At 67.0% G+C, this 22,266-nt stretch carries 22 protein-coding genes; 14 read left to right on the top strand and 8 right to left on the bottom strand.

What is annotated here, in order from left to right:
* Nucleotides 1-3: 3 nt before the first annotated feature.
* A complete protein-coding gene (locus tag NF4_RS03510; RefSeq protein WP_063125855.1) occupies nucleotides 4-1,350 on the bottom strand; it encodes a TerD family protein in 1,347 nt (448 codons plus the stop codon).
* A 277-nt stretch (nucleotides 1,351-1,627) separates the two neighbouring features.
* Between NF4_RS03510 and NF4_RS03505 the strand changes: the two genes are divergently transcribed.
* The 4 genes from NF4_RS03505 (at nucleotide 1,628) to NF4_RS03490 (ending at nucleotide 4,738) form a co-directional block, all read left to right on the top strand.
* Complete coding sequence (locus NF4_RS03505; RefSeq protein ID WP_030524556.1) at nucleotides 1,628-2,251, top strand: AIM24 family protein; 624 nt, start codon at nucleotides 1,628-1,630, stop codon at nucleotides 2,249-2,251.
* Between the two features lie 3 nt (nucleotides 2,252-2,254).
* Nucleotides 2,255-2,947 (top strand): AIM24 family protein, encoded by a 693-nt coding sequence (locus tag NF4_RS03500; RefSeq protein WP_063125854.1) that lies wholly within the window; start codon nucleotides 2,255-2,257, stop codon nucleotides 2,945-2,947.
* The gene (locus tag NF4_RS03495) at nucleotides 2,944-3,708 is read left to right on the top strand and encodes an AIM24 family protein (protein WP_063125853.1); all 765 of its coding nucleotides are present in this window, start codon (nucleotides 2,944-2,946) and stop codon (nucleotides 3,706-3,708) included. Before NF4_RS03500 ends, NF4_RS03495 begins: the two co-directional genes overlap by 4 nt.
* A gap of 64 nt (nucleotides 3,709-3,772) precedes the next feature.
* Entirely contained in the window at nucleotides 3,773-4,738 is a 966-nt protein-coding gene (locus NF4_RS03490) for a DUF389 domain-containing protein (protein ID WP_063125852.1), read from the top strand.
* Here the strand turns inward: NF4_RS03490 and NF4_RS03485 are convergent.
* The 4 genes from NF4_RS03485 to NF4_RS03470 are packed head-to-tail and all read right to left on the bottom strand — an operon-like array spanning nucleotide 4,735 to nucleotide 10,466.
* Nucleotides 4,735-5,583, bottom strand: coding sequence for a hypothetical protein (locus tag NF4_RS03485; RefSeq protein ID WP_063125851.1), 849 nt, complete (start codon nucleotides 5,581-5,583; stop codon nucleotides 4,735-4,737). The genes NF4_RS03490 and NF4_RS03485 overlap by 4 nt on opposite strands.
* A complete protein-coding gene (locus NF4_RS03480) occupies nucleotides 5,584-8,028 on the bottom strand; it encodes a phosphoribosyltransferase (protein ID WP_084532830.1) in 2,445 nt (814 codons plus the stop codon).
* Nucleotides 8,025-9,236: an HpcH/HpaI aldolase/citrate lyase family protein gene (locus NF4_RS03475; protein ID WP_063125850.1), complete on the bottom strand. Its 1,212-nt coding sequence runs from the start codon at nucleotides 9,234-9,236 to the stop codon at nucleotides 8,025-8,027. Before NF4_RS03475 ends, NF4_RS03480 begins: the two co-directional genes overlap by 4 nt.
* A gap of 12 nt (nucleotides 9,237-9,248) precedes the next feature.
* Nucleotides 9,249-10,466 (bottom strand): hypothetical protein, encoded by a 1,218-nt coding sequence (locus NF4_RS03470; RefSeq protein WP_063125849.1) that lies wholly within the window; start codon nucleotides 10,464-10,466, stop codon nucleotides 9,249-9,251.
* A 281-nt stretch (nucleotides 10,467-10,747) separates the two neighbouring features.
* Between NF4_RS03470 and NF4_RS03465 the strand changes: the two genes are divergently transcribed.
* The gene (locus NF4_RS03465) at nucleotides 10,748-11,323 is read left to right on the top strand and encodes a TerD family protein (protein WP_063125891.1); all 576 of its coding nucleotides are present in this window, start codon (nucleotides 10,748-10,750) and stop codon (nucleotides 11,321-11,323) included.
* Between the two features lie 201 nt (nucleotides 11,324-11,524).
* Entirely contained in the window at nucleotides 11,525-12,637 is a 1,113-nt protein-coding gene (locus NF4_RS03460; RefSeq protein WP_063125848.1) for a DUF475 domain-containing protein, read from the top strand.
* Between the two features lie 136 nt (nucleotides 12,638-12,773).
* Here the strand turns inward: NF4_RS03460 and NF4_RS03455 are convergent, their stop codons facing one another.
* The gene (locus tag NF4_RS03455) at nucleotides 12,774-13,496 is read right to left on the bottom strand and encodes a hypothetical protein (protein ID WP_063125847.1); all 723 of its coding nucleotides are present in this window, start codon (nucleotides 13,494-13,496) and stop codon (nucleotides 12,774-12,776) included.
* 265 nt (nucleotides 13,497-13,761) lie between these two features.
* Here NF4_RS03455 and NF4_RS03450 point away from each other — a divergent pair, with 265 nt between their 5' ends.
* Nucleotides 13,762-14,319 (top strand): sugar O-acetyltransferase, encoded by a 558-nt coding sequence (locus NF4_RS03450; protein WP_063125846.1) that lies wholly within the window; start codon nucleotides 13,762-13,764, stop codon nucleotides 14,317-14,319.
* A 204-nt stretch (nucleotides 14,320-14,523) separates the two neighbouring features.
* Here the strand turns inward: NF4_RS03450 and NF4_RS03445 are convergent, their stop codons facing one another.
* Nucleotides 14,524-14,847 carry a branched-chain amino acid transporter permease gene (locus NF4_RS03445; protein ID WP_063125845.1) on the bottom strand — a complete coding sequence of 108 codons (324 nt, stop codon included), beginning with the start codon at nucleotides 14,845-14,847 and terminating at the stop codon, nucleotides 14,524-14,526.
* A complete protein-coding gene (locus NF4_RS03440) occupies nucleotides 14,840-15,583 on the bottom strand; it encodes an AzlC family ABC transporter permease (RefSeq protein WP_232330296.1) in 744 nt (247 codons plus the stop codon). The genes NF4_RS03445 and NF4_RS03440 overlap by 8 nt, the downstream gene beginning before the upstream one ends.
* Nucleotides 15,584-15,632: 49 nt before the next feature.
* Between NF4_RS03440 and NF4_RS03435 the strand changes: the two genes are divergently transcribed.
* The 7 genes from NF4_RS03435 to NF4_RS03415 all read left to right on the top strand — a co-directional run bounded on the left by NF4_RS03435 (nucleotide 15,633) and on the right by NF4_RS03415 (nucleotide 22,056).
* The gene (locus NF4_RS03435; RefSeq protein ID WP_232330295.1) at nucleotides 15,633-16,103 is read left to right on the top strand and encodes an Lrp/AsnC family transcriptional regulator; all 471 of its coding nucleotides are present in this window, start codon (nucleotides 15,633-15,635) and stop codon (nucleotides 16,101-16,103) included.
* 313 nt (nucleotides 16,104-16,416) lie between these two features.
* The gene (locus tag NF4_RS03430) at nucleotides 16,417-17,382 is read left to right on the top strand and encodes a ParB/RepB/Spo0J family partition protein (protein WP_198165202.1); all 966 of its coding nucleotides are present in this window, start codon (nucleotides 16,417-16,419) and stop codon (nucleotides 17,380-17,382) included.
* Nucleotides 17,360-17,719 (top strand): keywimysin-related RiPP, encoded by a 360-nt coding sequence (locus NF4_RS37460; protein ID WP_157119944.1) that lies wholly within the window; start codon nucleotides 17,360-17,362, stop codon nucleotides 17,717-17,719. The genes NF4_RS03430 and NF4_RS37460 overlap by 23 nt, the downstream gene beginning before the upstream one ends.
* Nucleotides 17,720-17,761: 42 nt before the next feature.
* Entirely contained in the window at nucleotides 17,762-19,615 is a 1,854-nt protein-coding gene (locus NF4_RS03425; protein WP_157119943.1) for an asparagine synthase-related protein, read from the top strand.
* Entirely contained in the window at nucleotides 19,602-19,853 is a 252-nt protein-coding gene (locus NF4_RS03420) for a lasso peptide biosynthesis PqqD family chaperone (RefSeq protein ID WP_063125841.1), read from the top strand. The genes NF4_RS03425 and NF4_RS03420 overlap by 14 nt, the downstream gene beginning before the upstream one ends.
* A complete protein-coding gene (locus tag NF4_RS39940; protein ID WP_084532829.1) occupies nucleotides 19,850-20,284 on the top strand; it encodes a lasso peptide biosynthesis B2 protein in 435 nt (144 codons plus the stop codon). Before NF4_RS03420 ends, NF4_RS39940 begins: the two co-directional genes overlap by 4 nt.
* Before the next feature lie 2 nt (nucleotides 20,285-20,286).
* Nucleotides 20,287-22,056, top strand: coding sequence for an ABC transporter ATP-binding protein (locus NF4_RS03415; protein ID WP_157119940.1), 1,770 nt, complete (start codon nucleotides 20,287-20,289; stop codon nucleotides 22,054-22,056).
* The last annotated feature ends 210 nt before the right edge of the window (nucleotides 22,057-22,266 follow it).

The raw sequence follows: 22,266 nt of genomic DNA, 5'->3' as shown, positions 1-22,266 counted from the left end.
CGTTCATACCGCCAGGAACCGGCCCAGCTGGGGAATCGCCTCACCGGGATGTTTGGCGTTGAATCCCTCACCGATGGCCTGCATCTTCCAGTCGTTGCCCGCCCGGAACAGCTTCGCCATCGCCATGGCGGTGGTCGGCGTGCCGCCGGTGAGCGAGTAGCGGGCCAGCTCCGCGTTGTTGGCACCGTCGATCAACCGGCAGAAGGCGTTCTGCACTTGGCCGAACGTATGCCCCTTGTACGAGGTCACGACGAAGATCAGGCTGTTGACGTGGGCAGGAAGCCGGGTGAGGTCGACCAGGATCATCTCGTCGTCGCCCGCGCCCTCACCGGTGAGGTTGTCGCCCTGGTGCCGGACAGAACCGTCCTTGGAGGTCAGCTGTCCGTAGTAGGCGACATCCACCGGGTTCATATCGGCGAACATCACCACCGAGGCGTCGAGGTCGATATCCACGGTCCGGCTCCCGAAGAGGCCGCGCTGCTGCACCGGATCCCAGCCCAGGCCCATCTTGACGAAGGTGAGCGCCGCGCCATCCTCTTTGCGGAGGCTGACCCGCTGCCCCTTCTGCAGGCTGACCGGGCCGGTCTTGCTCAGACTGATCTCGCCGGGATGCTGCTGGGTGGGCGCCGCGGGAGCGGGCTGCTGCTGTGGGTAACCGGGCCCGGGCGGCGGCGGATAACCGCCACCCTGCGGCGGGTAACCGCCACCCTGCGGCGGGTAGGGCGGAGCCGGCGGCTGCTGCTGGGTGGGATAGGCCTGCTGGGTGGGCGGCGGTACCGGCGCGGTCTGTTGCACGGGCGGAGGCGGCGCGGCGGCGGGGGCCGCGGCCTGCGTTTCGGCCGGGGAATCGTCCACTGTGACACCATGATCGGTGACCAGCGCGGCGAAACCACCCGCGTAACCCTGCCCGACCGCCCGCACCTTCCACGCGCCCTGGCGGCGGTAGAGCTCGAGCGCGATCACGATGGATTCGGTGGCCAGTCCGTCGATCCGGTACTCGAACAGCTGCGCGCCGGACTGATCCGATACGTAGGCGACCGGGGGCGCGAACTGCCCGAAATTGCTGTTCGGGTCGTCGAGCGTGATGACCGCGCGGACCTGCGCGATATCGGCGGGAACCGCACCGAGGTTCACCGCCAGCGAAGCGGGCTGCCCGGCCGGGCCCGGCCGCAGGTTCACCCCCGGACCGCTGGGCTGGTTGTAGAAGACGAAATCCGCGTCGGACCGAACTTTGCCCTGCTCGGTGACCAATAGGGCGGACAGATCGGCCGGAGCCGCCAACTGGATGGAGACCACCACGTCGTTCGTGGCCAGTGGACCGTTCTGGCCCTTGGCGAGTGTTGCGGACAAGTCAGACCCTTCGCTTGTCGGTGCGTATGGATGCCACTGTACGAGATAGTGGGCAACCACGACCTCCGTTAACACCCGGAGCGGTATTCTCCGGCGTCGCCCGCGGCGCGCGGGCCGGCGCCCTCGCGACCCCGGCCACCGAGGCCGACCATCCGGCGCGGACGAAAGTTATGGGACCGGGCATGGACTCGGTAGACCTGCGGCGATTAAGGTGACGGCGACGGATGAGCACCGGCGGCGGGCCGGGCTCCGGGGCGGCGAGAACAGGCGACTCTGCATGGCACAACTCTTCGAACAGTCGAAGAAGGTGATCGAGGTACACCTGGCGAACACCAGTATCCGCGCCATCTCCGGCTCGATGGTCGCCTACGAGGGCGCCGTGCAGTTCAAATCGGCCGGGTTCGGTGGCGGGGACGGAGTGCTGGCCGGGATGAAGCGCCGCGCCACCGGCGAGAAGCTCTCGCTGATGGAATGCGGTGGCCAGGGCCGGGTCTTCCTGGCGGTCAACGGCCAGTACGTCTCGGTGGTGAACCTGAACAACGAGACCCTGCAGGTCGAATCGCAGCAGTTGCTGGCCTTCGCCGGGAACCTGCGCACCGATGTGCGATTCGCCGGTGTGCGCGGGGCGTCCAGTGGTCAGGGGCTGTTCACCACCACGGTCAGCGGTCAGGGGCAGGTCGCCCTGCTGTCGGCGGGCGGCCCGCTCATCCACCTGGAGGTCTCGCCGCAGTTCCCGCTGGTGGTGGACCCCGACGCATTCGTCGCCGCCCGCGGCAACCTCAACCAGTCCTTCGTCACCGATGTCTCCTGGCGTGCGGCGATGGGACAGGGTGGTGGCGAGGCGTTCTCGCTGCGCTGGGACGGGCAGGGCGTGGTCTCGATCCAACCGGCGGAACGGTAGGTCATGTTCGAGAAGATCAATTCCAAGGTCGTCGCCGTCGATATCGCCACCGCGGGCGGCGTGGTCGCCCGGGCCGGCGGCATGCTCTTCTACACCGGCGATGTCTCTTTCGCACCACACGAGATACCGGGTGGCGCCGGTATGGGCGGCGGCGGACTGGTCCGGATGGCCGGGCGGATGATGGCCGGCGAGCATCAGCGCACCATGCTCGCGCAGGGCAGCGGCAGCGTCCATTACGGTTTCGCCGGTCTGGAAGTGCAGGTGGTCCACGTACAGCCGGGTGCGGTACTGCAGGTGGAGGCGTCCCGGCTGCTCGCCTACACCGCCGGTCTGCAGACCTCGGTGGTGTCGGTGGCGAGCTCCGGCGGCGGGGGCGGCGGGGGCCTGATGGGCGCCCTGCGCGGTGCCGCGTCGGGTGCGCTCACCGGTCAGGGCATGTTCACCACCCAGTTGTCGGGGCAGGGCAGCGCCGTCCTGCTGGCCCACGGTGGTTTTCTCGAACTACAGGTCGGCGGGCCGAATCCGGTGGTGGTCGATCCGCAGGCGTTCATCGCCTCCTACGGGAACGTACACACCGATCTGAAGGCCGCGGTGAGCTGGCGTGACGCCGTGGGACGCGGAGCAGGCGAGGCCATGCAACTGCAGTGCGCGGGCCAAGGTCTGGTGTACGTGCAGGCATCGGAGGAGAAACTGTGAGCGAGATCCTCAACCCGATGAACCTCGGGGAAAGCGACAACGTCCCCGGCAACAGCTACGCGTACTGCATCGACCTGAACAAGCCGTGGTTCATGCGCAAGGGCGCGATGATCGCCTACTACGGGCAGATGCGGTTCCAGGCGCTCACCCAAGGCCTGCAGGGCCAGCTCCTGCACATGGTGGCGAACCAGTTCTCGGCCCCGCTGTTCACCGGCGACTACGTGGTCGCCGAGGGTCAGGGAAAACTGCTCATCGGTGACCGCGGCTACGACATCAACTCCTACGATCTCGACGACGGCAACCTCACCATCCGCGCGGCGAACCTGCTGGCCTTCGAGCCCGGGCTGTCGCTGAATCAATCGATCGTGCCCGGTTTCCTGACGCTGATCGGCACCGGGAAGTTCCTGGCTTCCTCGAACGGCCCGGTGATCTTCGCCGAGCCGCCGCTGCGGGTGGACCCGGAATCGCTGGTGGGCTGGGCGGATTGCCCGTCTCCCAGCCATCATTACGATCAGCGGTGGGTGTCGGGTTATCTGGCGGCCGGGGCGGCCGCGTTCGGGGTGACCTCCGGTGAGGAGCGCCAGTTCGATTTCACCGGCGCGGGAACCGTTCTCATCCAGTCGAGCGAGAAGGTCCTCGGCGACGCCGCCCTCATCCGCACCATCGAGGGGCAGCTGCAGAGCGGGATCACCGTCCCCGGCCTGCAGCGGCTACAGGGGGTCATCGCCCAGCAGCTCGCCGGCCAGCAGCAAGGGTACTGACCGGACGCCCGCAACCGGGCACGTCCGGCTGCGGACTGCTGCGCCGGCCGGGCAAACTTGCCGCATGCTGCATGTGCGGATGATGTCACCGGCCGAATTGACCGACGATGTGGTGGCGATCCTGGAGTCCGACGACTCGGTCAGCGGACTGGCGGTCCTACGCGGAAGCTCGCTACGGCCGAAAGGTGATGTGGTGTTCGCGGACCTGGCCCGCGAAGCCGCCAACGATGTCCTCGATCGCCTGCGCGCGATCGGCCTGCACCATCGCGGCAGTATCGAAGTGGAGCAGATATCCACCTGGATGTCGCTGTCCGGGTATCTCGCCGAGCTACGCACTCCCGGCTACAGCGCCGATTCGGTCGTCTGGGCCGATGTCACCCAGCGCTCCTACGAGGAGACCGAACTCAACTGGACCTATGTGAGTTTCATGACGCTGGCGACGGCACTCGCCAGTATCGCGATCGTGGTCGATTCACAGATCCTGGTGATCGGTGCGATGGTGCTCGGGCCGGAATTCGGCGCCATCGCCGCGCTGGGTGTGGCGCTGGTCCGGCGCCGTGCCGCGCTGTTCGGTCGCGCCGTGGCCACGCTGGCCATGGGTTTCGGCGCCGCCATCGCGATCACGTTCGCACTCGTCCTGGTCGGCCGGTTGTTCGGCTGGATAACCGTCGATGTCGTCACCGGGGACCGGCCGGAGACCTCGTTCATCTACACACCCGACAAATGGTCGTTCATCGTCGCGCTGATCGCGGCAGCGGCCGGGGTGCTGTCGCTGACCTCCGCCAAGTCGGGTGCGCTGGTGGGAGTGTTCATCTCGGTGACCACTGTTCCGGCCGCGGGCAATATCGCGCTCGGACTGGCCTTCGGCGCCGGTTCGGCCATCTGGGGTAGCGCGTTGCAGCTGGTGGTGAACCTGGCCGGGATGGCGATCGCGGGCTGGGCGACACTGGCGCTGCAGGATGCCGTGTGGTCGCGGATCTCGTTGCGGCGTTCGCGCGCCGAGGCGCGGGCCCGGCGGCGCATGCTCTAACCCGCCGTCCCGGCGGTCACCGGACCCGTGAGCGCGGCGGCGAACCAGCCGAGAATTTCTTCCCCCGCCTCGATTCCGCTGGCGGCGGTGACGGTCAGCCCCGGCCGGGTCCAGCCGAGTTCTTCGAGCTCACCGTGCCGGGGGCGGATGGCGTGATCGGCCGCGGCGAGCATTTCGGCGTCCAGCGCGCCGTCGCCGGCGGCCAGCGTCTGCGTCGTCGCGTCCAACGCGCCGGACTCGACGAGCCGGGCCCGGACCTCGGCCACCGCCCGGCTCTTGCACACCGCCGTCGGCATCGTGTAGATCTTGCGGCCCTGCCGCGACGCCGTCCAGCCACGCTCCCGGCACCAGGCGTCCCAGCCGGTGAGGAAATCCGGGGGAGCCGCGGCGAGGTCCACCACCAGATAGCAGAACAGGCCGTCGGCCTCGCGGAACTTGAGCACCCACGAGTCGTCGATCCGGGCCCGCAGCGCGGTCTCGACCTCGGCGAGACCGGCTCCGCCGGCCCGGACCGCCGCGTCGATCCCCCGACGCCACCGCGCATCCGGTACCCCGTCGACCAGGATGTTTCCACCGTTGCTGGTGACGGCATAGGGCCACGGCGCCCCGGGCAGCCGGATCCGGCCGAACTGCTCGATGGTCCGGGTGGTGGTGGGTAGGACCACCGCCGCGGCAGCGAGTTCCCGCAGCCGGTCGGTGGCGGCCGCGGTCATGTACGACAGCGGAGAGCCGTCGAGATGCTCCACACATACTGTCGCCGCGGCGGCGGTACCGGCGGCCGCGGCGGAGTAGATCATCGTGCGATCCAGATCCGTGGCGACCAGCAGTGATTTCGGAGACGACATCTACCGCTGCACATCCTTGATCAATCCCATACACGAATACGCCAGGTCCGGTACGACCTCCACCGGCACCGCCCGGGCCTGTGCCAGCAGCCGGATATGGGCGTGCTCGGGCGCGTCCGGTTCCCGGACCAGCACCCGCCACGGCACCCGGCGCAGCAGGACCCGGGTGGTCTCCCCGACGCCCGGCTTCACGAAGTTCACACTGTCGATCCCGTATTCGGCGCGCACCCGTTCCACCGACGCCCAGCCCGCCCAGGTGGGCGCGCGATCTCCGGAACGCACCGCCGCGACCTGTGCGCTCACCCGCGGCCGGACCGTCTCGAACGCCCCGGTGACGGTATCGATCAGTCGCGCGGAAACATCCTCGGCGGCCAGATCGGCGTAGAACTTGGCGCCGTGGAAATCCCCCGGGCCGATGAGGTCCCGGTTGAGCACCGTCCGCGAGACCAGTCCGGAAACCGTGGAGTTCAGGCAGGCCGAGGCGATCAGGAAATCGTCACGGGTGCCGTAGGTGCGCACACAGTGCCCGGGGTCGGCGAGCACGGCGAGGTCGTCGTCGAACCGGGCGCCACCGGCCGCGTGGTACTCGTCGAGCGCCGCGGTCAGTTCCCGGCTGATCGCGCCCTTACCGGTCCAGCCGTCCACGAACACCACGGACGCGGGATCGTGATGATGGGCCAGATAATCCAGGGCCACGGTGTCGATCCCACGATCGCGCACGATCGACACCGCGTAGTGCGGGATATCGAGCGCGGGGCGCTGCCCGTGCCCGGTGGCCAGCCAGCGGCGGATCAGGATGCCGACGGGGGTACCCGCCCGGGCCAGCGACGCCAGCACGATATCGGTGCCACGTTCGGCGGCCACCAGTTCGGCCACCGTCCCCACCGCCAGGGCCAGCCGCTCGGCACTGTCGGCCAGTACCCGGTCGAACAGTTCCCGGTAGGCGGCGTCGGGCTGGTATTCGATGGGCAGCGATTCGGCGTAGTGCGCGATTCCGGACTGGATCCGCCGCTCACGGGAGGCGGTATCGGCCTCCAGGTCGGCGCCGGACAGATCCTTCAGCAGCCACGCCACATCGGCCCGGTCGTAGGAACCGAATTCGGGACCGAACAGCGGTGCGGGCCCGGCGAAACCCCCCGAGCGCGCGGCGGCCAGCATGCGCGGATCGGCCTCCCGGATGATCGCGACCACCACATCGGAACCGGCGGCGGTGAGGACATCGACCAGCCCGCCCGGGGCATGGAGCCGCTCACCGTCGGCAGGGGAATCGGCCACGAACACCAGTACCGGGTCCGCATCCGGCTCGTCGGGCCAGCCCGCGTTGTAGAGGTAGCGCGGTGTGTCCTCGCCTGCTTCGGGAGCCGGGAACCGGAAACCGCGGCGCAGTGGATAACCGGGCTCGTCCAGGACGTACGCCGGGGAGCGCGTGGTGGTCTGGTACCGCACCGGCACCCCGGACTCGGCGATTCCCACGGCCAGGCACAGCGGCAGGTACATCAGCTCTTCGTGGGCGAGCACGATCACCGGGCGACCGGGATACTCGGTGACCAGCTGGTCCCGCAGCATTTTTCCCGCGACGGCGGTGGCCTGCTCGAACCCGGCCCGATCGGCGCGCAGGAACCCGTGCCGGCCGCCCTCGGGCACATCCCGCGGCCAGGGCAGTTCCAGCCGAGCCGGCACACCGCGACGCTCCGCCACCGGATTGAGTTCGGCCGCGGGCAGTTCCGAGACGGTGACCGCCAACCCGGCGGGCAGCACGGTGGCGCCCGACGCCAGGCACACGGTATCGATCCGCGCGCCCAGCGCCGCGGCCGCCGCGGCGAACCGGTCGCGGTCGGCGTCGGTGCGCATATCGACCAGCGTGGCCAGCACATAGTGTGTCCGTGGCGCGAACTCGTGCAGTGCCTCGATGGCATCCAGCGCGGTCGCACCGGTGGAGATTTCGTCGTCCACCAGCACCAGCGGCAGTCCCGCGGTGAAAACGTCCCCGGGCATCGGCTGCAGCAGATGCGAGGTCGCGTGCGAATGTCCCTCCTCGAACCCGGTGAGCGTCACCGCGCCCGGCACCACGCGACGGGTCGAATGCAGGTAGCACGCCGCGTCGATCCGCGTGGCCACACAGTGCCCGAGCCCGGTCGCGGTCTCGGCGAACCCGAGCACCACGGCGTCCTGTTCGCCGAGTACCGCGCGCACCAGATCACCGAGGCGGTCACCCGCGTCCCGGACCCGGACGGGATCGGTCGGCAGGTGTTTGCCGAGTACCGTGGAGACCAGCAGATGTGCGCGCCGCGGATTCTTGCGCAACCCCGGCTGCACCAGATCGGCGATCTCCGGTTCGGCCGCCAGTGTGTCGGGGGTGTCCCCGTGCCGGAACGCTTCCCGGTGCCGCAGTTCGATACCGAGGGCGCGGGTTGCCCAATACGACTCGCCGGACCCGTCGCTCATACCGTGACCAGCGCCGATAGCAGATCCACGAAGGACACCCCTTTCTTGGCCACCCCGAAGACCCGGGCCCGGGTCAGGGTGTTGCGCGCCCAATTGCGATGGGGCCGCATCTCGTTCATCTTGTTGCGGTAACCGGACGCGGCGACCCCACCGACCTCGGCCTGCAGAATGTCGAGGGCATCGGAGTATTCCTCGTGCGTGACCACCGACAGCGCGTGCACGGCCGCCACATGCGAGGGATGGATGACGGTTTTGCCCTGCATACCGTTGGCACGATCCAGCGTGATCTCGCGCAGCAGACCGTCCAGATCCCGGCTCACCAGATAGCTGCGGAACGGTACCGCGTCGGACTCCTCGAACGGCGCGGTGCGCAGCAGCGGCCGGAACATCCGTTCGTGGTCGGCGAAGTACTCCCAGACCGGCCCGGTGATCACGAAACCCGAATCGTCGGCCCGGCCCAGGTAGTTCACGATATCGGCGATCACATCCGCGATGACCCGCACGTCGTAGATGGTCAGGTCACGGTCGCGGCGGATACCGAAGGTCGCGCACATATCGGTGGCGCCGATCCGCACGGCCAGGATCCGTTCCCGGACCTCGGCCAGGCAGGCCGCGATCTGGGTGAGTTCGGAATCCCTGGTCTGCCGGTGTACCAGCGCCGCGGATTCGAGTACCGGCATCCCGTAGAGCGGCCGTTCCGTACGAGCCGCGGCGGCGGTCAGCGCGGCGAGGTACTTCGGCGCCGAGGAGCTGTCGAACTTGGGGAATACGAAACCCGTCAGCACCTGCGCGCCCGCGCCCAGCCGGTCGAGCAGTTCGGGCACGGTATCGGCGTCCCGGACGCGGACGAACAGCATCGGGTTCGGACCCCGGCGGGCGGCGAGTTCGTCGAGAGTGCGCACGGTCTGCTGTTTCGCGAACTCGACCTCGTGGTCGGCGACGGCGTCCTCGAGGTCGATCACCATCGAGCACACTCCCCGATCGGCCCGGCGCACGATCGTCGCCGTCAGATCCGCGCGGGTGGCCGGCACATATAGGGTGGCGCCCAGCGCCATCGCCAGTATCTCCCGATCAGCACAGTCGTCGAACGGTTCTGGCTGGCGGTGGAACAGCGTTCTGGCGTCCGGCCCCTGCAAATACCTGAAGTGTCGGCGTGGTACCTGCTTGTACAGGGAAATTTCCTGCCGGACGGCCGTGCCTACGGTCATCGAGCCCCCGTCTCATCCTCGTCGTTGTCCCGGTGGTGGTTGTTTCCGCATTCGCTCGACGACCCCGGCAATGAATTCGGTGATGGTGTCGAGTTCGTTTACATACGCCCAATAGTCGGGGTGGCGCCCGGTGAGGGATGCGGCTACCCGGTCGAGGCGCTCGACCTGAGCATCCAGTACCGAACCCCATTCGGCGACCAGCCCCCGTGACACCGCCAGCATCTGGGCGTCCCGGAGGCGGAACCGTACGGCCTCGGCGCGTTGGCGCGGATCTTCGCGGACCGCCCGCAACTCGGCCAGCCGTTTGGTCACGGCGTCGACCAGTTGTTCGGCGTCGGCGAGGTGGCCGCGCGCGGTGGTGGTCAGTTCAAGGGCCTGCTCCGGGGTGTTCTCGGCCGCGGCGGCACGGGCCCCGGCCAGGGCTTGTGCCGCGGCGGCGATATGACGCTCGCTGGTTCGCTCATTGTCGGCCAGATCCGCGGAACTCGCAGCATTGAACTCCCGTAGCAGCGCCGAGTGCGCGGGTCCGATCCGTTCGGCCCGGGTGCGGACCGCGGAGAGCCGGGTGGTGACCGAGGAGATGGCGTTGTGCGCGGCCGGGGTCCGAGAAGGTGCCTGGGCCAGCGATTCCGACAAATCGGCCGTAACGGAAGCGAGCCGGTTCGCCGCCGCCCGGGCCCGGCCGCGTTCGTCCGGCGGCACCGCGGTCAGTGTGAGCATTGCCTCATCCACCGCGGCGGCACCCGCACGTACCGAGGGATACTCGGCGTACTCCGAGTCGGCCGCCTGCCTGCGCACCCGTGCCGCATCGGCGCCGACCCGCTCGACCAGTTCCGGAACCGCCCGCCGTACCGCGATCGCTTCCTCGAGCGCGGCCCGGTCGCCGTGGTAGAAGCGGTCGACCCGCTGCGCGACGGATCCCAGCTGCCGGACCACCGCGTCCACCCGCTGTTGCCGGTCCGACCGGCGCGTCCCGGACTGTTCGTCCTGGTCCAGCTCACCGGCGAGCTGCAGATATGCCGCAGCGGCGGCATAGCAGTCCTCACGGACCGAAGCCCAGCGACGGCCCAGGCCCCGTTCCGGGAACATCTCCTCGGCGGCCACGGTGGCCGCCTCCGCGGCCGACTGCCGCCGGTCCATATCCAGGAACGCCGTCGTCAGCGCCGACCGTGCCTGTTCGAACCACGGATCCTCCCCCGACCGGAACCATCCACGCCTGCGGCCTGCCACAGACCCGATGGTATGAGATCCCACCACCCGCGCGCCGCCACACCGCGTACGGCCCGGCTCCGCGCACATTCCGTCGAACACCGTGACGGCGACGGAGCGGCGCGGGCCGGCACTCGGAAAGCGTTCGATCCCAAACCATCCGGGCCCGCCGCCCGCGCGTGCCGGTGACCGGCTTGCCCGAGTTTGTACGCAAGTTCACCGAAACCCACTACTGTCGTATTCCGTACCCGGCGGTTACCGACATGCTGGGAATCACAGACGACTACGAAAGGGAATCCCGCATGGGTGTCAGTTTGTCCAAGGGCGGCAACGTCTCGCTGAGCAAGGCGGCTCCGGGCCTCACTGCGGTCGCCGTCGGCCTGGGCTGGGATGTGCGCACCACCACGGGCACCGATTTCGATCTGGACGCCAGCGCGATCGCCACCGGAGCCGACAAGAAGGTCGTCTCCGACCAGCACTTCGTGTTCTTCAACAACCTCAAGTCCCCCGATGGCGCCATCGAGCACATCGGTGACAACACCACCGGTGAGGGCGAAGGCGACGACGAGGTCATCAACGTCGACCTCGCCAACACTCCGGCGAATATCGAGAGCATCTTCTTCCCCGTCTCGATCTACGAAGCGGACGGCCGTTCGCAGTCGTTCGGTCAGGTGCGCAACGCCTACATCCGCGTCGTGAACCGGGCAAACGGCGAGGAGCTGGCCCGCTACGACCTGTCCGAGGACGCCTCCACCGAGACCGCCATGGTCTTCGGTGAGCTGTACCGCAACGGGGCCGAGTGGAAGTTCCGCGCCATCGGCCAGGGTTACGCGTCCGGCCTGGCCGGTATCGCGCGTGACTACGGTGTGAACGTCTGACGATCCACACCTCCAGGTAGCGTGAGGGGGTCCGGTGACGGGCCCCCTCGTTCTCTGCCCGCAGAGGCGTCAGGGGACAAATTGGACAAATAGGCGGTCGGCGGCAACGCTGGTGTCTGGTCGTCGATGCCGCCGACCAGGTTTCTCGTACAGGCCGGGATACCGACCGCAGTCCGGCCACCGCACACGAAAGGTCCCAGCGTGGTCCTGCGCATATTCGGTTTATCCTTAGTCGTCACGGTGCTGTCGCTGGGGGTGGCATTCCTCTACGGCGGCCCGACCGCCCTGGCGCTCTGCCTCATCCTCGGCATCCTCGAGGTGTCGCTGTCGTTCGACAACGCCGTCATCAACGCCACCATCTTGGAAAAGATGAGTGAGTTCTGGCAGAAGATCTTCCTCACCATCGGCATCCTGATCGCCGTCTTCGGTATGCGGCTGGTCTTCCCGCTGGCCATCGTGTGGATCACCGCGGGCCTCAACCCGGTCCAGGCCTTCGACCTCGCGCTGAACCCGCCCGCCGACGACGCCGCCTTCTTCCCGGACGGTAGTCCCAGCTACGAGACCCTGCTCACCGACGCTCACCCGCAGATCGCGGCGTTCGGCGGCATGTTCCTGGCGATGCTGTTCCTCAACTTCATCCTCGAAGAACGCGAGCTCACCTGGCTGTCCTGGCTGGAACGCCCGCTGGCCAAGGCCGGCAAGCTGAACATGATGTCGGTGGTCGTCGCCGGGATCGGCCTGGTGCTGGCCGCGGAGTTCCTCGCCCACGAGGAGGACCGCTCCACCGTGCTGCTGGCCGGCCTGCTCGGCATGATCATCTACATCGCCGTCGACGGTCTGGGTTCGATGTTCAATGCCGAGGAGCATGCCGAGGAAGCCGTGGGCGGCCCGTCGGGCCTGGCCAAGGCCACCGGTAAGGCCGGGTTCTTCCTGTTCCTCTACCTCGAGGTCCTGGACGCCTCGTTCTCCTTCGACGGCGTGATCGGCGCGTTCGCCATCACCGCCGACCCGATCATCATCGCCCTGGGTCTCGGCTTGATCGGCGCCATGTTCGTCCGGTCCATCACGGTCTACCTGGTCCGCAAGGGCACGCTGGCCGAATACGTGTACCTCGAGCACGGCGCCCACTGGGCCATCGGCGCACTGGCCCTGATCCTGCTGATCACGGTCGGCGATATCCACGTCCACGAGCTCGTCACCGGTCTCATCGGTATCGCCTTCATCGGTGCCGCGGTGCTCTCCAGCGTCCGCCGCAACCGCAAGGAAGACGATACGAAACCCACCGAGGCTTCGGAGCCGGCTCCGGTGGGCTGACACGACACGTCCCGAACGGCAGTGGGAGCGGACCCGAGGGTCGGCTCCCACTGCCGTTTCATCGAGTAGGAGCAGCAGCGCGCTCCTTCACACGGCCGGCCGGACGGATCTCGCCGCGCGCGGCCCGGCAGCGCCATCAAGCCCCCGGTGTACCCGTCTCGTGCCGCGCAGCGTCGTACTGCTCGAAATACGCCTGACCCACCGCGAACATGCCGCGTTGCGGTAACCGGAAGTCACCGAGCGCCGTCTGCTCGGCCAACGGCCCGGCCGGGCCGATATCGACGCCGTCGATCCGGGCCACCGTACGCTCGACCGTCCACAGCATCCGCGGCTCGAGCCGGAACCATTGCCTGTTCGGGGTGGTACCGCGCAACCGCACCTGTCCCACGCCGAGCGCCGGGCCCGCCACCCGCGACATGACCGACAGCACCGTGGGGTTTCGCCACAGGGCCGCGGGCAGCACACTGCCCAGCGCCGTCATCGCCGTCGTCGCGGGCGAGCGCCCCAGCTCGATCTCCCATACCAGCGTGCCGGGCACTTGTACCGTCAACGCGAAGGGACCCGTCCAGGTCACCGGGATATCCGCGACCCGCGCGTCCACGAGCGCGGCACCGTAGTACCGCGCACAACTGGTCTCCGGCGCGACACTGCTGTAGATGACCCATTCCCGCTCCGGGTTCCGGTGCCAGACCGATTCGTATCCGGGCCCCACCGAGCTGGCGGCGAAATGCCGGAACGCAAGGTAGTGGCCGCTCGCGAACGGCTGCCCCATCACTCCGTACCCGGCGAAGCGCTCCGCGTCCGCACCCGCGGGCAGCGCCGGCGCGGTTCCGGCGATCGTTCGCGGACTCTCGACCATTGCCGTCCTCCTCGGCGAGCGGACGTGACACCCCTAGCTTACGTCCGTGAACTGGGAAAACGTCTACTCCGACAGCAGATCGCCCGCACTGCGCCGCTGCGGGGACGCCGCGTGTGACCGTGCGGCGCCGCGCACAACAAAACACCGCGCGCCGGTACTTCGCCGAGATCCGGGCCGCGCCGCACACAGCACTTCCGCTGCACGGCACCGCCGAACGGCCGGCAGATCGCCACGCGCACCGCACCGATCCGGCAGTATCGAGTCCATGGCGACCGATAAGGAACGTATGCTGCGCGGCGATCTCTATCGCGGCAACGACCCGGAACTCGTCGCGGAACGCCGCGCCTGTCACGCGCTGACCGCCCGCTACAACGACACCGACCCCGATGCCGAGACCGAACGGCAGGAAATCCTCGGCAAGCTGCTGGGCGCGTGCGGTGCCGACACCGTGATCATGCCGCCGTTCCGCTGCGACTACGGTTATCCGACCAGAATCGGCAGCAACACCTTCCTCAACTACGACACCGTGATCCTCGACTGCGCCCCCGTCACCATCGGCAACGATGTAGCGATCGGTCCCCGCGCCCAGATCCTCACCCCGCTGCACCCCATGGAGGACCACGAACTCCGGCGGGCCGGCTGGGAATCCGCCGCGCCCATCGCCATCGGCGACAACACCTGGCTGGGCGGCGGCGTCATCGTCTGCGCCGGAGTCACCATCGGCGAGAACTCGGTGATCGGCGCCGGCAGCGTGGTCACCCGCGATATCCCGTCCCGCGTCTTCGCCGCCGGCAACCCCTGCCGCGTCATCCGGGATCTCTAGCCGCGAGGACCCGCCCCGCGTCCGGCGATCCCGTCTGTCACGGGACAGCCCCCGTCCAGGCGCACAGATGAGAGTGTCGTGTGTGTGGAGTTTCCATACCTCGACGAGTCGGCGTGCTTGCCGGTAATTCCTTCGCGAGGTGGGGCCCGGCCGGCCGAGGTTCTCCGGCAACCCGGTCCTGGGGCGTGCCCGCGTCGGATGATCTCAGCTGTGGGTGAGCAGAGTTGTCAGTGCCACGTGCAGGGCAGTGCCCGCCAGGACGCTGAGCACGGCATTGCGGCGCCAGAGGTGGAGGGCGAAGGTGGCGACGAGGGCCGGCCCGGTGGCGGTCAGCTGGGCGGCGGTGATGTCGCGCAGGGTGTACGCGGCCAGAATCACCATGACGCCGACCGGCATGTGCCGGCTCAGGTACCCGACGGTGGCGCTGCTCCGCAGCGGGGCCAGCGCGGCGAAAGGTAGCGCGCGCAGCGACCAGGTGATCACGGTGCACACCGCGACGGCAGCGATCAGGTAGCCGGTATCAGGCACGAGTGAGCTCTTTACTGGTGAAGGATCGACGGACCAGCAGGGCGGCGGTGAAAAGCCCCAGGGCGACGGGCAGCATCTGCCCCGGTAACAGAAACCGGGCGGCCAGTGCACAGACCAGCGCGATGACCGGGACCGGGATATCGCGCTCGGCGCGGTAGCCGTCGACCGCGAGTACGACGAACAGCGCGGTCAGGGCGAAGTCGAGGCCGTCGAGTCGAACCGGCAGCAGCGCCGCGCCACCGGCACCGATGGTGGCGCCGGCAACCCAATAGCCCTGACACAGAACTTGCAGCCACAGAATGCGCCGGCCGCTCCACTCCCGCGCCGACGCGCCGGTGGTCAGCGCATAGGCCTCGTCGGTCAGCGCGAAGGTGGCATACCCCCTGCCCCATCGGCCGCGGATCCGGTGCAACGGAAACGACAGCGCGTAGAAAATGTGGCGGAAGTTGACCAGGAACGCGGTCAAGGCCACCTGGGCCAAGGGTGTGGCCGCGGTGACGAGCCCGATGAGCAGAAATTCCAGCGACCCCGCGTAGACGACACCGGCGAACACCGGCGCCCACCACCACGCCAGCTGGGAGTGCACCACCAACACCCCAAGAGCCAGCCCGAGGGGGAACAGCGCCAGGCCCACCGAACCGGAGTCGGCCAGCGCTGCCCGCAGATCCGGCGGCGTGGGTGTGGGACCCGGCGAGCCGGGGATACCGGAAGCTGTGGTCTGCGTCGGACTGCTCACCTGGTCATTTTATGTGTGTAACCGCGTAATATGGTTTCTGAAGATACCTATGATCGGCGATTGCGAGATATTAATGCAGCTGGATTCGGTCGATCGGGATATTTTATTTCATCTCCGACGAGACGGCCGCCTGACCAATGTCGAACTGGCCAGACGCGTGGGCCTGACCCCGCCGCCCTGTCTACGCCGAGTGAAGCGGCTCGAGGACGCGGGGATCATCAGCGGCTACCGGGCCCGCATCGATCCGGCCGCGACCGGCCGCGGTTTCGAGGTCGTCGTCGCGGTCGAGATCAGCATCAACGACCTGCAGACCGTGGAGGAATTCGAGAACGCCATCGCCTCCTATGACGAGGTCGTCGAATTCCACCGTCTCTTCGGCCGCCCCGATTACTTCGTCCGTGTCGCGGTCGCCGACCGCGAAATCTTCGAAACCTTCTTGACCAGCAAGCTCATGGGCCTGCGGGCGGTCGCCCGGGTGGATTCCCACCTGATCATGAAAAAGATCAAAACCGACGACTGAACCGGGCCCGCGGTCGCCGGGCCGGCGGCCTCGCCACCGACTGTTCCTACCCGATGAGCAAGGCGACCGGGCGGCGTGACTGTTGTCACAGGCGTATGTGGAACCTGTTGTGCGTCAATGCCGTCGAAGTGTAGTGAGAGAGCAGAGGAATCCGTAGGGGCGCGGTGTCGAGGCCCGCGCCACACACTGACACGTGCAGCGTCACCCGTTCTGCCGAACCAGGGTCTGGGTGATGCTCACGGTCGGGCAATGGATCGGGGGGGATATGGGTTCAACAGCGCCCGGTAACTCGGGGAACGACTGTAGGGATGCCGTGCAGTACTGGCTGGAGGGGGCGGCGCTCGTGCCGGTCGAAATGGTGCCGGTGGCGAGGCTGGTGCCGGGAATGTCTCCACGCACGGACCGCAGCCGGAGCACGGACCACATCAAAATGCTGGCCGAACTGGACGATCAGCTCCCGCCGCTGATCGTGCATCGACCCACCATGCACATCATCGATGGCGAGCATCGGTTGAAAGCCGCGATCGAGCGGGGCCGCGACTCTGTCGCAGTTCGCTTCTTCGATGGCAATACCTCCGACGCGTTCGCGCTCGCTGTCCACGCGAACGTAACGCATGGTCTGGCGCTGCTGGTCGGTGAACGCAAGGCTGCCGCGGCCCGGCTGTTGGTCTCGCACCCCTACTGGTCGGACCGCATGATCGCTCGGATTGCGGGGTTGTCCCACAAGACCGTCGGGACGATCCGGCGCCGTTCAACTGGGAGCGCTCTCCAGCTGCACAGTGGCCGATTAGGCCTCGACGGGAAAATCCGTCGCCCGGAAATGGTCGAACGTAGGCGTACCGCGCGCCGGTTGATAGAGCAGAACCCCCAGATGTCGCTACGACAACTCGCGGCTGCGGCCGATATCTCGGTGGGAACTGCTCGTGACGTGCGGAATCAGTGCCTGGCAGAGCAATCGGGGGACTCCGGGCAAACTCGCGCAGATACCGCTTCCGTGGATCCGCAACCCCGGCCGACTCCCTCCGTAGGGCGGTTATCCGCCCCACCCTCAGGAAGCGAAAAGCTTCTCGTCAAGCTCCGCAACGACCCCGGCCTGCGATTCACCCAGAAGGGGCGTGAGGTTTTGCGAAGACTCTCGGGATCCATCCGTGAGATCGAACTACTCGATCAGCTGCTTGCAGAAACGCCACCGCATTGGCGCTCAGCAGTCGCCGATATCGCCCGAGAAAACGCAGCGAACTGGGCAAAAATAGCGGATGAGCTCGCTTCCGAGAATTGATCAGGCAGTGCGGAGAGCCGAATTTTCCAGAAATGACGATACCGCTCACCTCTACGTCATTCGTCGGCCGACGCATCCGGACAACTCCTGGACGGCCGCAAGAAATGAACACCTTGATTTCTCAGAAACTGCTGTGCCACAGTACATCTGCCCTTCGGGGAAAGATCCGGGAGATTTCCCGGACAGCATCGAATCTCGTGAAAGGTGGATCAAAATGATTCGCAAGCAGAAGTACGACACGCCGGCCCTCATCAAGGTCGGCGATTTCCTGCAGGACACCGGAAACCTCAAGCGCGGCGGTTTCGAGCCGAACATCGTTCTGCCGCTCGGCGCGTGACAGATTCTCTGAAATTTAGTCACTAACCGGAAGGAATAAGACGTGCGCCACGGCGAGGGTTTCTTCATTGTCTTGCCAGACCTTATCGATTCGCTTGCCGTGGCGTCGCGTTTATCGACGCCCGGAATCAAACAAATTTCCTACCCCTCCGGGAACCCATTTGTCGTAGGCGTGTGGGACGACCATGAGCTCAGCTCCGCCGAAACCAGCAGCAGCATCGTCGCGCTCATCGGTGCGCACAGCGCGACCTCGGCAACCGCCGAGGCGGTGGCTCGGGCAGCTTCGGGAGCACAGTCGGTGGACCGGCTGGCGTACGCCATGGCCGGTAGCCACCACGTGGTCGCCTGGGACGGCCGCCGGACCCGTGTCCAAGGCACAGCGTCCGGGATGCGCAGGACCTACTACGGAATGACAGGCGACATCGTCGTGGCCGGTAACCGGGCCGATGTCCTCGCAACCATCTGCCACGCCTCGTTGAACGACGAGCAGCTGGCATTGCGGATGATGGATTACGTCCCATACCCGCTCGACGCTGTGTCGATGTGGCACGGCATCGAGGCTGTGCCACCCGGCCACTACCTCAGCATGCGTCGTAACGGGAGGTCGGCGACCACTCACCGCTGGTGGGACGCGCCGGAACCGGCCAAAAAGCTCGAAGCGGGCGCAGAAGTTCTTCGACAAGCACTCCAGGACGCGGTTGCCGCCCGGATGGGACATGGCACAGTGAGCTGTGATCTGTCCGGTGGACTGGACTCGACACCCCTGTGCTACCTCGTCGCCGCCGCCGGTGAGCGCTTCCTCGCCCGTACGGTGGCAAGTCGGGATCCCGCCGACGACGATATGGCCTGGGCGATGCGGGCAGCCGAAACTCTGAGCGGGATGGACCACCTGATCGTCTCCGCCGATGAACTGCCACTGTCCTACGCGGGGCTGACCGAACCCCTGGACCGAGCCGACGAGCCGGCCGGCACGCTGCTGGACAGCGGCCGGCAGTTCGTCGGATTCGACCGGTTGAGTGGCACCGCCACTGTCCACTTGACAGGCAACGGCGGTGACCATTTGTTCACTCCCTCCCTGGTGCATTGCCGAGATGCTCTGACCAGGCGTCCGATCACGGCGATTCGAAATTTGAGGGCGCACAGGATTCAGGAGCGATGGACACGCCGGGCCATGATCATCGAGGCGGCCCGTAGCGACTCATATGCCACCTGGCTGAGGAAGGCCGCGACGGTGATCCACCGCAGCGAACCAGCGCCGACGCACCAGCTTCTCAGCTGGGACATGGTGCCCACCATGCCGCGTTGGGCAACCGCCGAAGCACGCGATATCGCCTACACCGCCCTGAAACGGGCCGGACGTGATGCTGCTCCGTTGTCTCCCCGACGAGGAATCCACGCGGACCTGGCAGTAATTCAGTTCGGAACCAGAACTGCCCGCATCCTGCACCAACAGGGAGAAGCCCGCGGCCTGCCCATGCAGTCGCCCTACTTCGACGACCGTGTCGTAGAAGCCTGCCTGGCCGTCGAACCACTCGAACGAGCCAGCCCCTGGGACTTCAAACCCCTCATCAAAGAAGCAATGCGCGACGTCGTCGAAAAATCATTGCTCACTCGCCGAACCAAAGGCTCCGGCGACTCCGACAAAGTCGACGGCCTGCACCGTCACCGTGACGACATCGCTGCACTGATGTCTCCATCCCAGCTGGCAACTCGCGGCCTGGTCGACACCAACTACCTCATCGAACGACTGCAACAGCCCGGCCGGCCGGGCATCGGCACCGAACAGCTCGCCGAACTCGTGCAGCTCGACAACACGATCGCTTGCGAGCGGTGGCTGAACTCGCAACCTCACACACCCGCCGAACGAATGGAGACGGCCGGCCATGCGCATAGCTGAACACGTAAGCACCGCTGAAACGAACGACGGACTGGTTCTTCTCGACGGCCGCGCCGGCACCTACTGGGAGATGAACCTAACCGGGCGTCTCGTGATCGAGACGATCCAGCGCGGGGAGCCCCTGGAGGACCTGCCCGGCAAGATCTCGGCGCAGTTCGACGTCGACCCCCAACGCGTCGAGACCGACATCGGCGCCGTCCTCGCGCACCTGATCGCCGAAGGTCTGGTAGCGCAATGACCTACCAAGCCGTCCTGGAGCGACCGGAGGGCACAGCGCCGATTCCACACAGACTCGTCGCTCGTTTCGCTGTCGCGGCCGCCATCGTGGTGAAGCGCCTACCGCCTCAGCGCATACACGCGCTCTTGAAGCTCGCCCGCCGAGGCGCGAGACCCGCAACCTACAGCGAAGCGCTCACCGCGAGAGATGCCGCGATCTCGGTTTCACTGCACTGCGCAAGCCGGGAAGGCTGCCTGGTGCGCTCGATCGCCTCAGCGCTCACATGCCGGGCCTTCGGGCGCTGGCCGACATGGTGTGTCGGAGTCAAAACACGCGCGCCCTTCGGGGCCCACGCATGGATCGAAGCCGAAAATGCAATTGTGGGCGAGGTCGTGCCCTATGAGTATCTGAGTCGGTTGATATCTGTTCCGCCAGCGGAAAACAAGGGGTGAAGGTGCCAGCGACGGCGTTCGATGACCGCGTCCGATACCGCGATCTGATCGCACTACTGCGTGGACACCGAGGGGAGGTAGGCCTCGGCGCACTGCTGCTGCTGGCCGGTACCGGAATGGGCATCGCGCAGCCGATGCTCACCATGCGGATCATCGACGCGGTCTCGGGCGGGCGCACAACAGCCGGTCTTGTCGCACTGCTGGTCGTCGTGTTCATGGCGCAGGCAGTGTTCGACACCTTCGGCAACTTTCTCATCGCACGTACCGGCGAGCGAGTCGTACTCGACCTGCGTGCACGACTCGTCCACCGCCTCCTACGGGTGCGGATGCCGGTGCTGGACCGGATGCGAGTAGGCGATCTCACCTCCAGGTTGGGGACAGACACCGCGGCTCTGCGTGAGGACGCGGTAACCAGCGTGATCCAATTCGGCATCTCGGCGGTGTCGGTGGTCGCGGCTTTGGCCGTCATGATCTGGCTCAGTCCGTTCATGACCGTCGTCGCGCTGTTCACCACCGTCGCGGCCGGCCTCCTGGTGACCGGAGCGCTATCCGGGATACGAACTGCCTCGGAGAGCGTGCAGGCCGGTGTCGGCGCACTCACCGCGGACACCGAGCGCGCCCTCAGCTCGCTGCGCACGGTGCGGGCGAGTCTGGCCGAAGACCGGGAAGCAACCCGGCTCACCGCCCAAGCGGACAACACATTCAACAGCGGCGTCCACGCCGCACGCCTGGAATCGGTGATTCGCCCCGCAACGCTGGCAGCGGCCAACGGGTCGTTTCTGGCCCTGTTGCTGATCGGTGGCATCCGGGTTGCCGGCGGTCACATGCAAATCGGTGAGCTGGTCGCCTTCCTGTTGTACGCCACACTCCTGGCAACACCGGTCGCCGGCTCCATCGCTCTACTCGGATCCATCCAGCGCGGGATGGGAGCATTCCAGCGTGTTGCCGAAGCCCTGCGCTTGGAGATCGAAGGCGACGGTCTTCCCCCAGGGCACAGTGACCGTGCCGACACCCCGGAGGGCAGCAACCGAGATCGGGCGGCGACCGTCGAAATCCGCGGCGTGACCTTCTCCTACGAGCCCTCACGCCGTGTCCTCGACGACGTGAACTTCGCGGTGCACAGCGGGGATCAGGTCGCGCTGGTCGGCCGCTCCGGCAGTGGAAAGAGTACGCTCCTGGCACTGATCGAACGCTTCTACGAACCCGACAACGGGATGATCGTCATCGACGGTACCGAGGCCTCCCGGCTCCACCTCAGCGCCCACCGTCGTCGTATCGCCTTCGTCGAACAAGGCGCTCCGATCATGCACGGCACAGTCCGCGAGAACCTCACATACGCTCGTCCGCACGCCACCGAGGAGCAAATCGAGCGCGCTGTCGAGCTCGCTGGATTCACCGATGTCCTCGATCGGCTCGACGGGGGCCTCGAAGCACAGGTCGGCGAGCATGGGCAGTCATTGTCGGGTGGTGAGCGGCAGCGCCTGGCCATCGCCCGAGCCCTGCTGACAGAACCGGAGCTTCTTCTGCTCGATGAGCCCACCTCCAACCTCGACCCTCTCAGCGAAGCGGCTATCTCACAGACCCTGCGGAAGCTGCGCGGTCGCTGCACCGTCATCGTCGCCGCCCACAGGTACTCGACGATCCGCGACGTCGACAAAGTCGTAGTGATCAGTGACGGTCGAGTAGAGGCCATAGGGACTCATGCCGAGCTCACGACGTCCAGCAGCTACTACCGCGAACTGGCAAGGGACACGGTCGCAGCCTCCGCGTGAACATCGCTCCAGCGTCTGTAGCGACGACCGGCTCGCCTGCTGCCTCAGGCCTGGTGGCCTTCCACCCGGACTCGGGACCGGAGCGAACGCCGACTCGCAGGGAAGTCCTGAGGGGTCGGCGTTCACACGTGGTCGGCCACTCTTTATGAGATCTGGCTCCGCATTTCGAGACCCCACCCGGCAGTCGAATGTCGGCGCACGACGCGGGCT

This window comes from Nocardia fusca NBRC 14340 (genome assembly GCF_001618425.1).
GTDB lineage: Bacteria > Actinomycetota > Actinomycetes > Mycobacteriales > Mycobacteriaceae > Nocardia > Nocardia fusca.
Note: the sequence above shows the minus strand (reverse complement) of the source record. Positions and strands in the feature narration are given on the sequence as shown.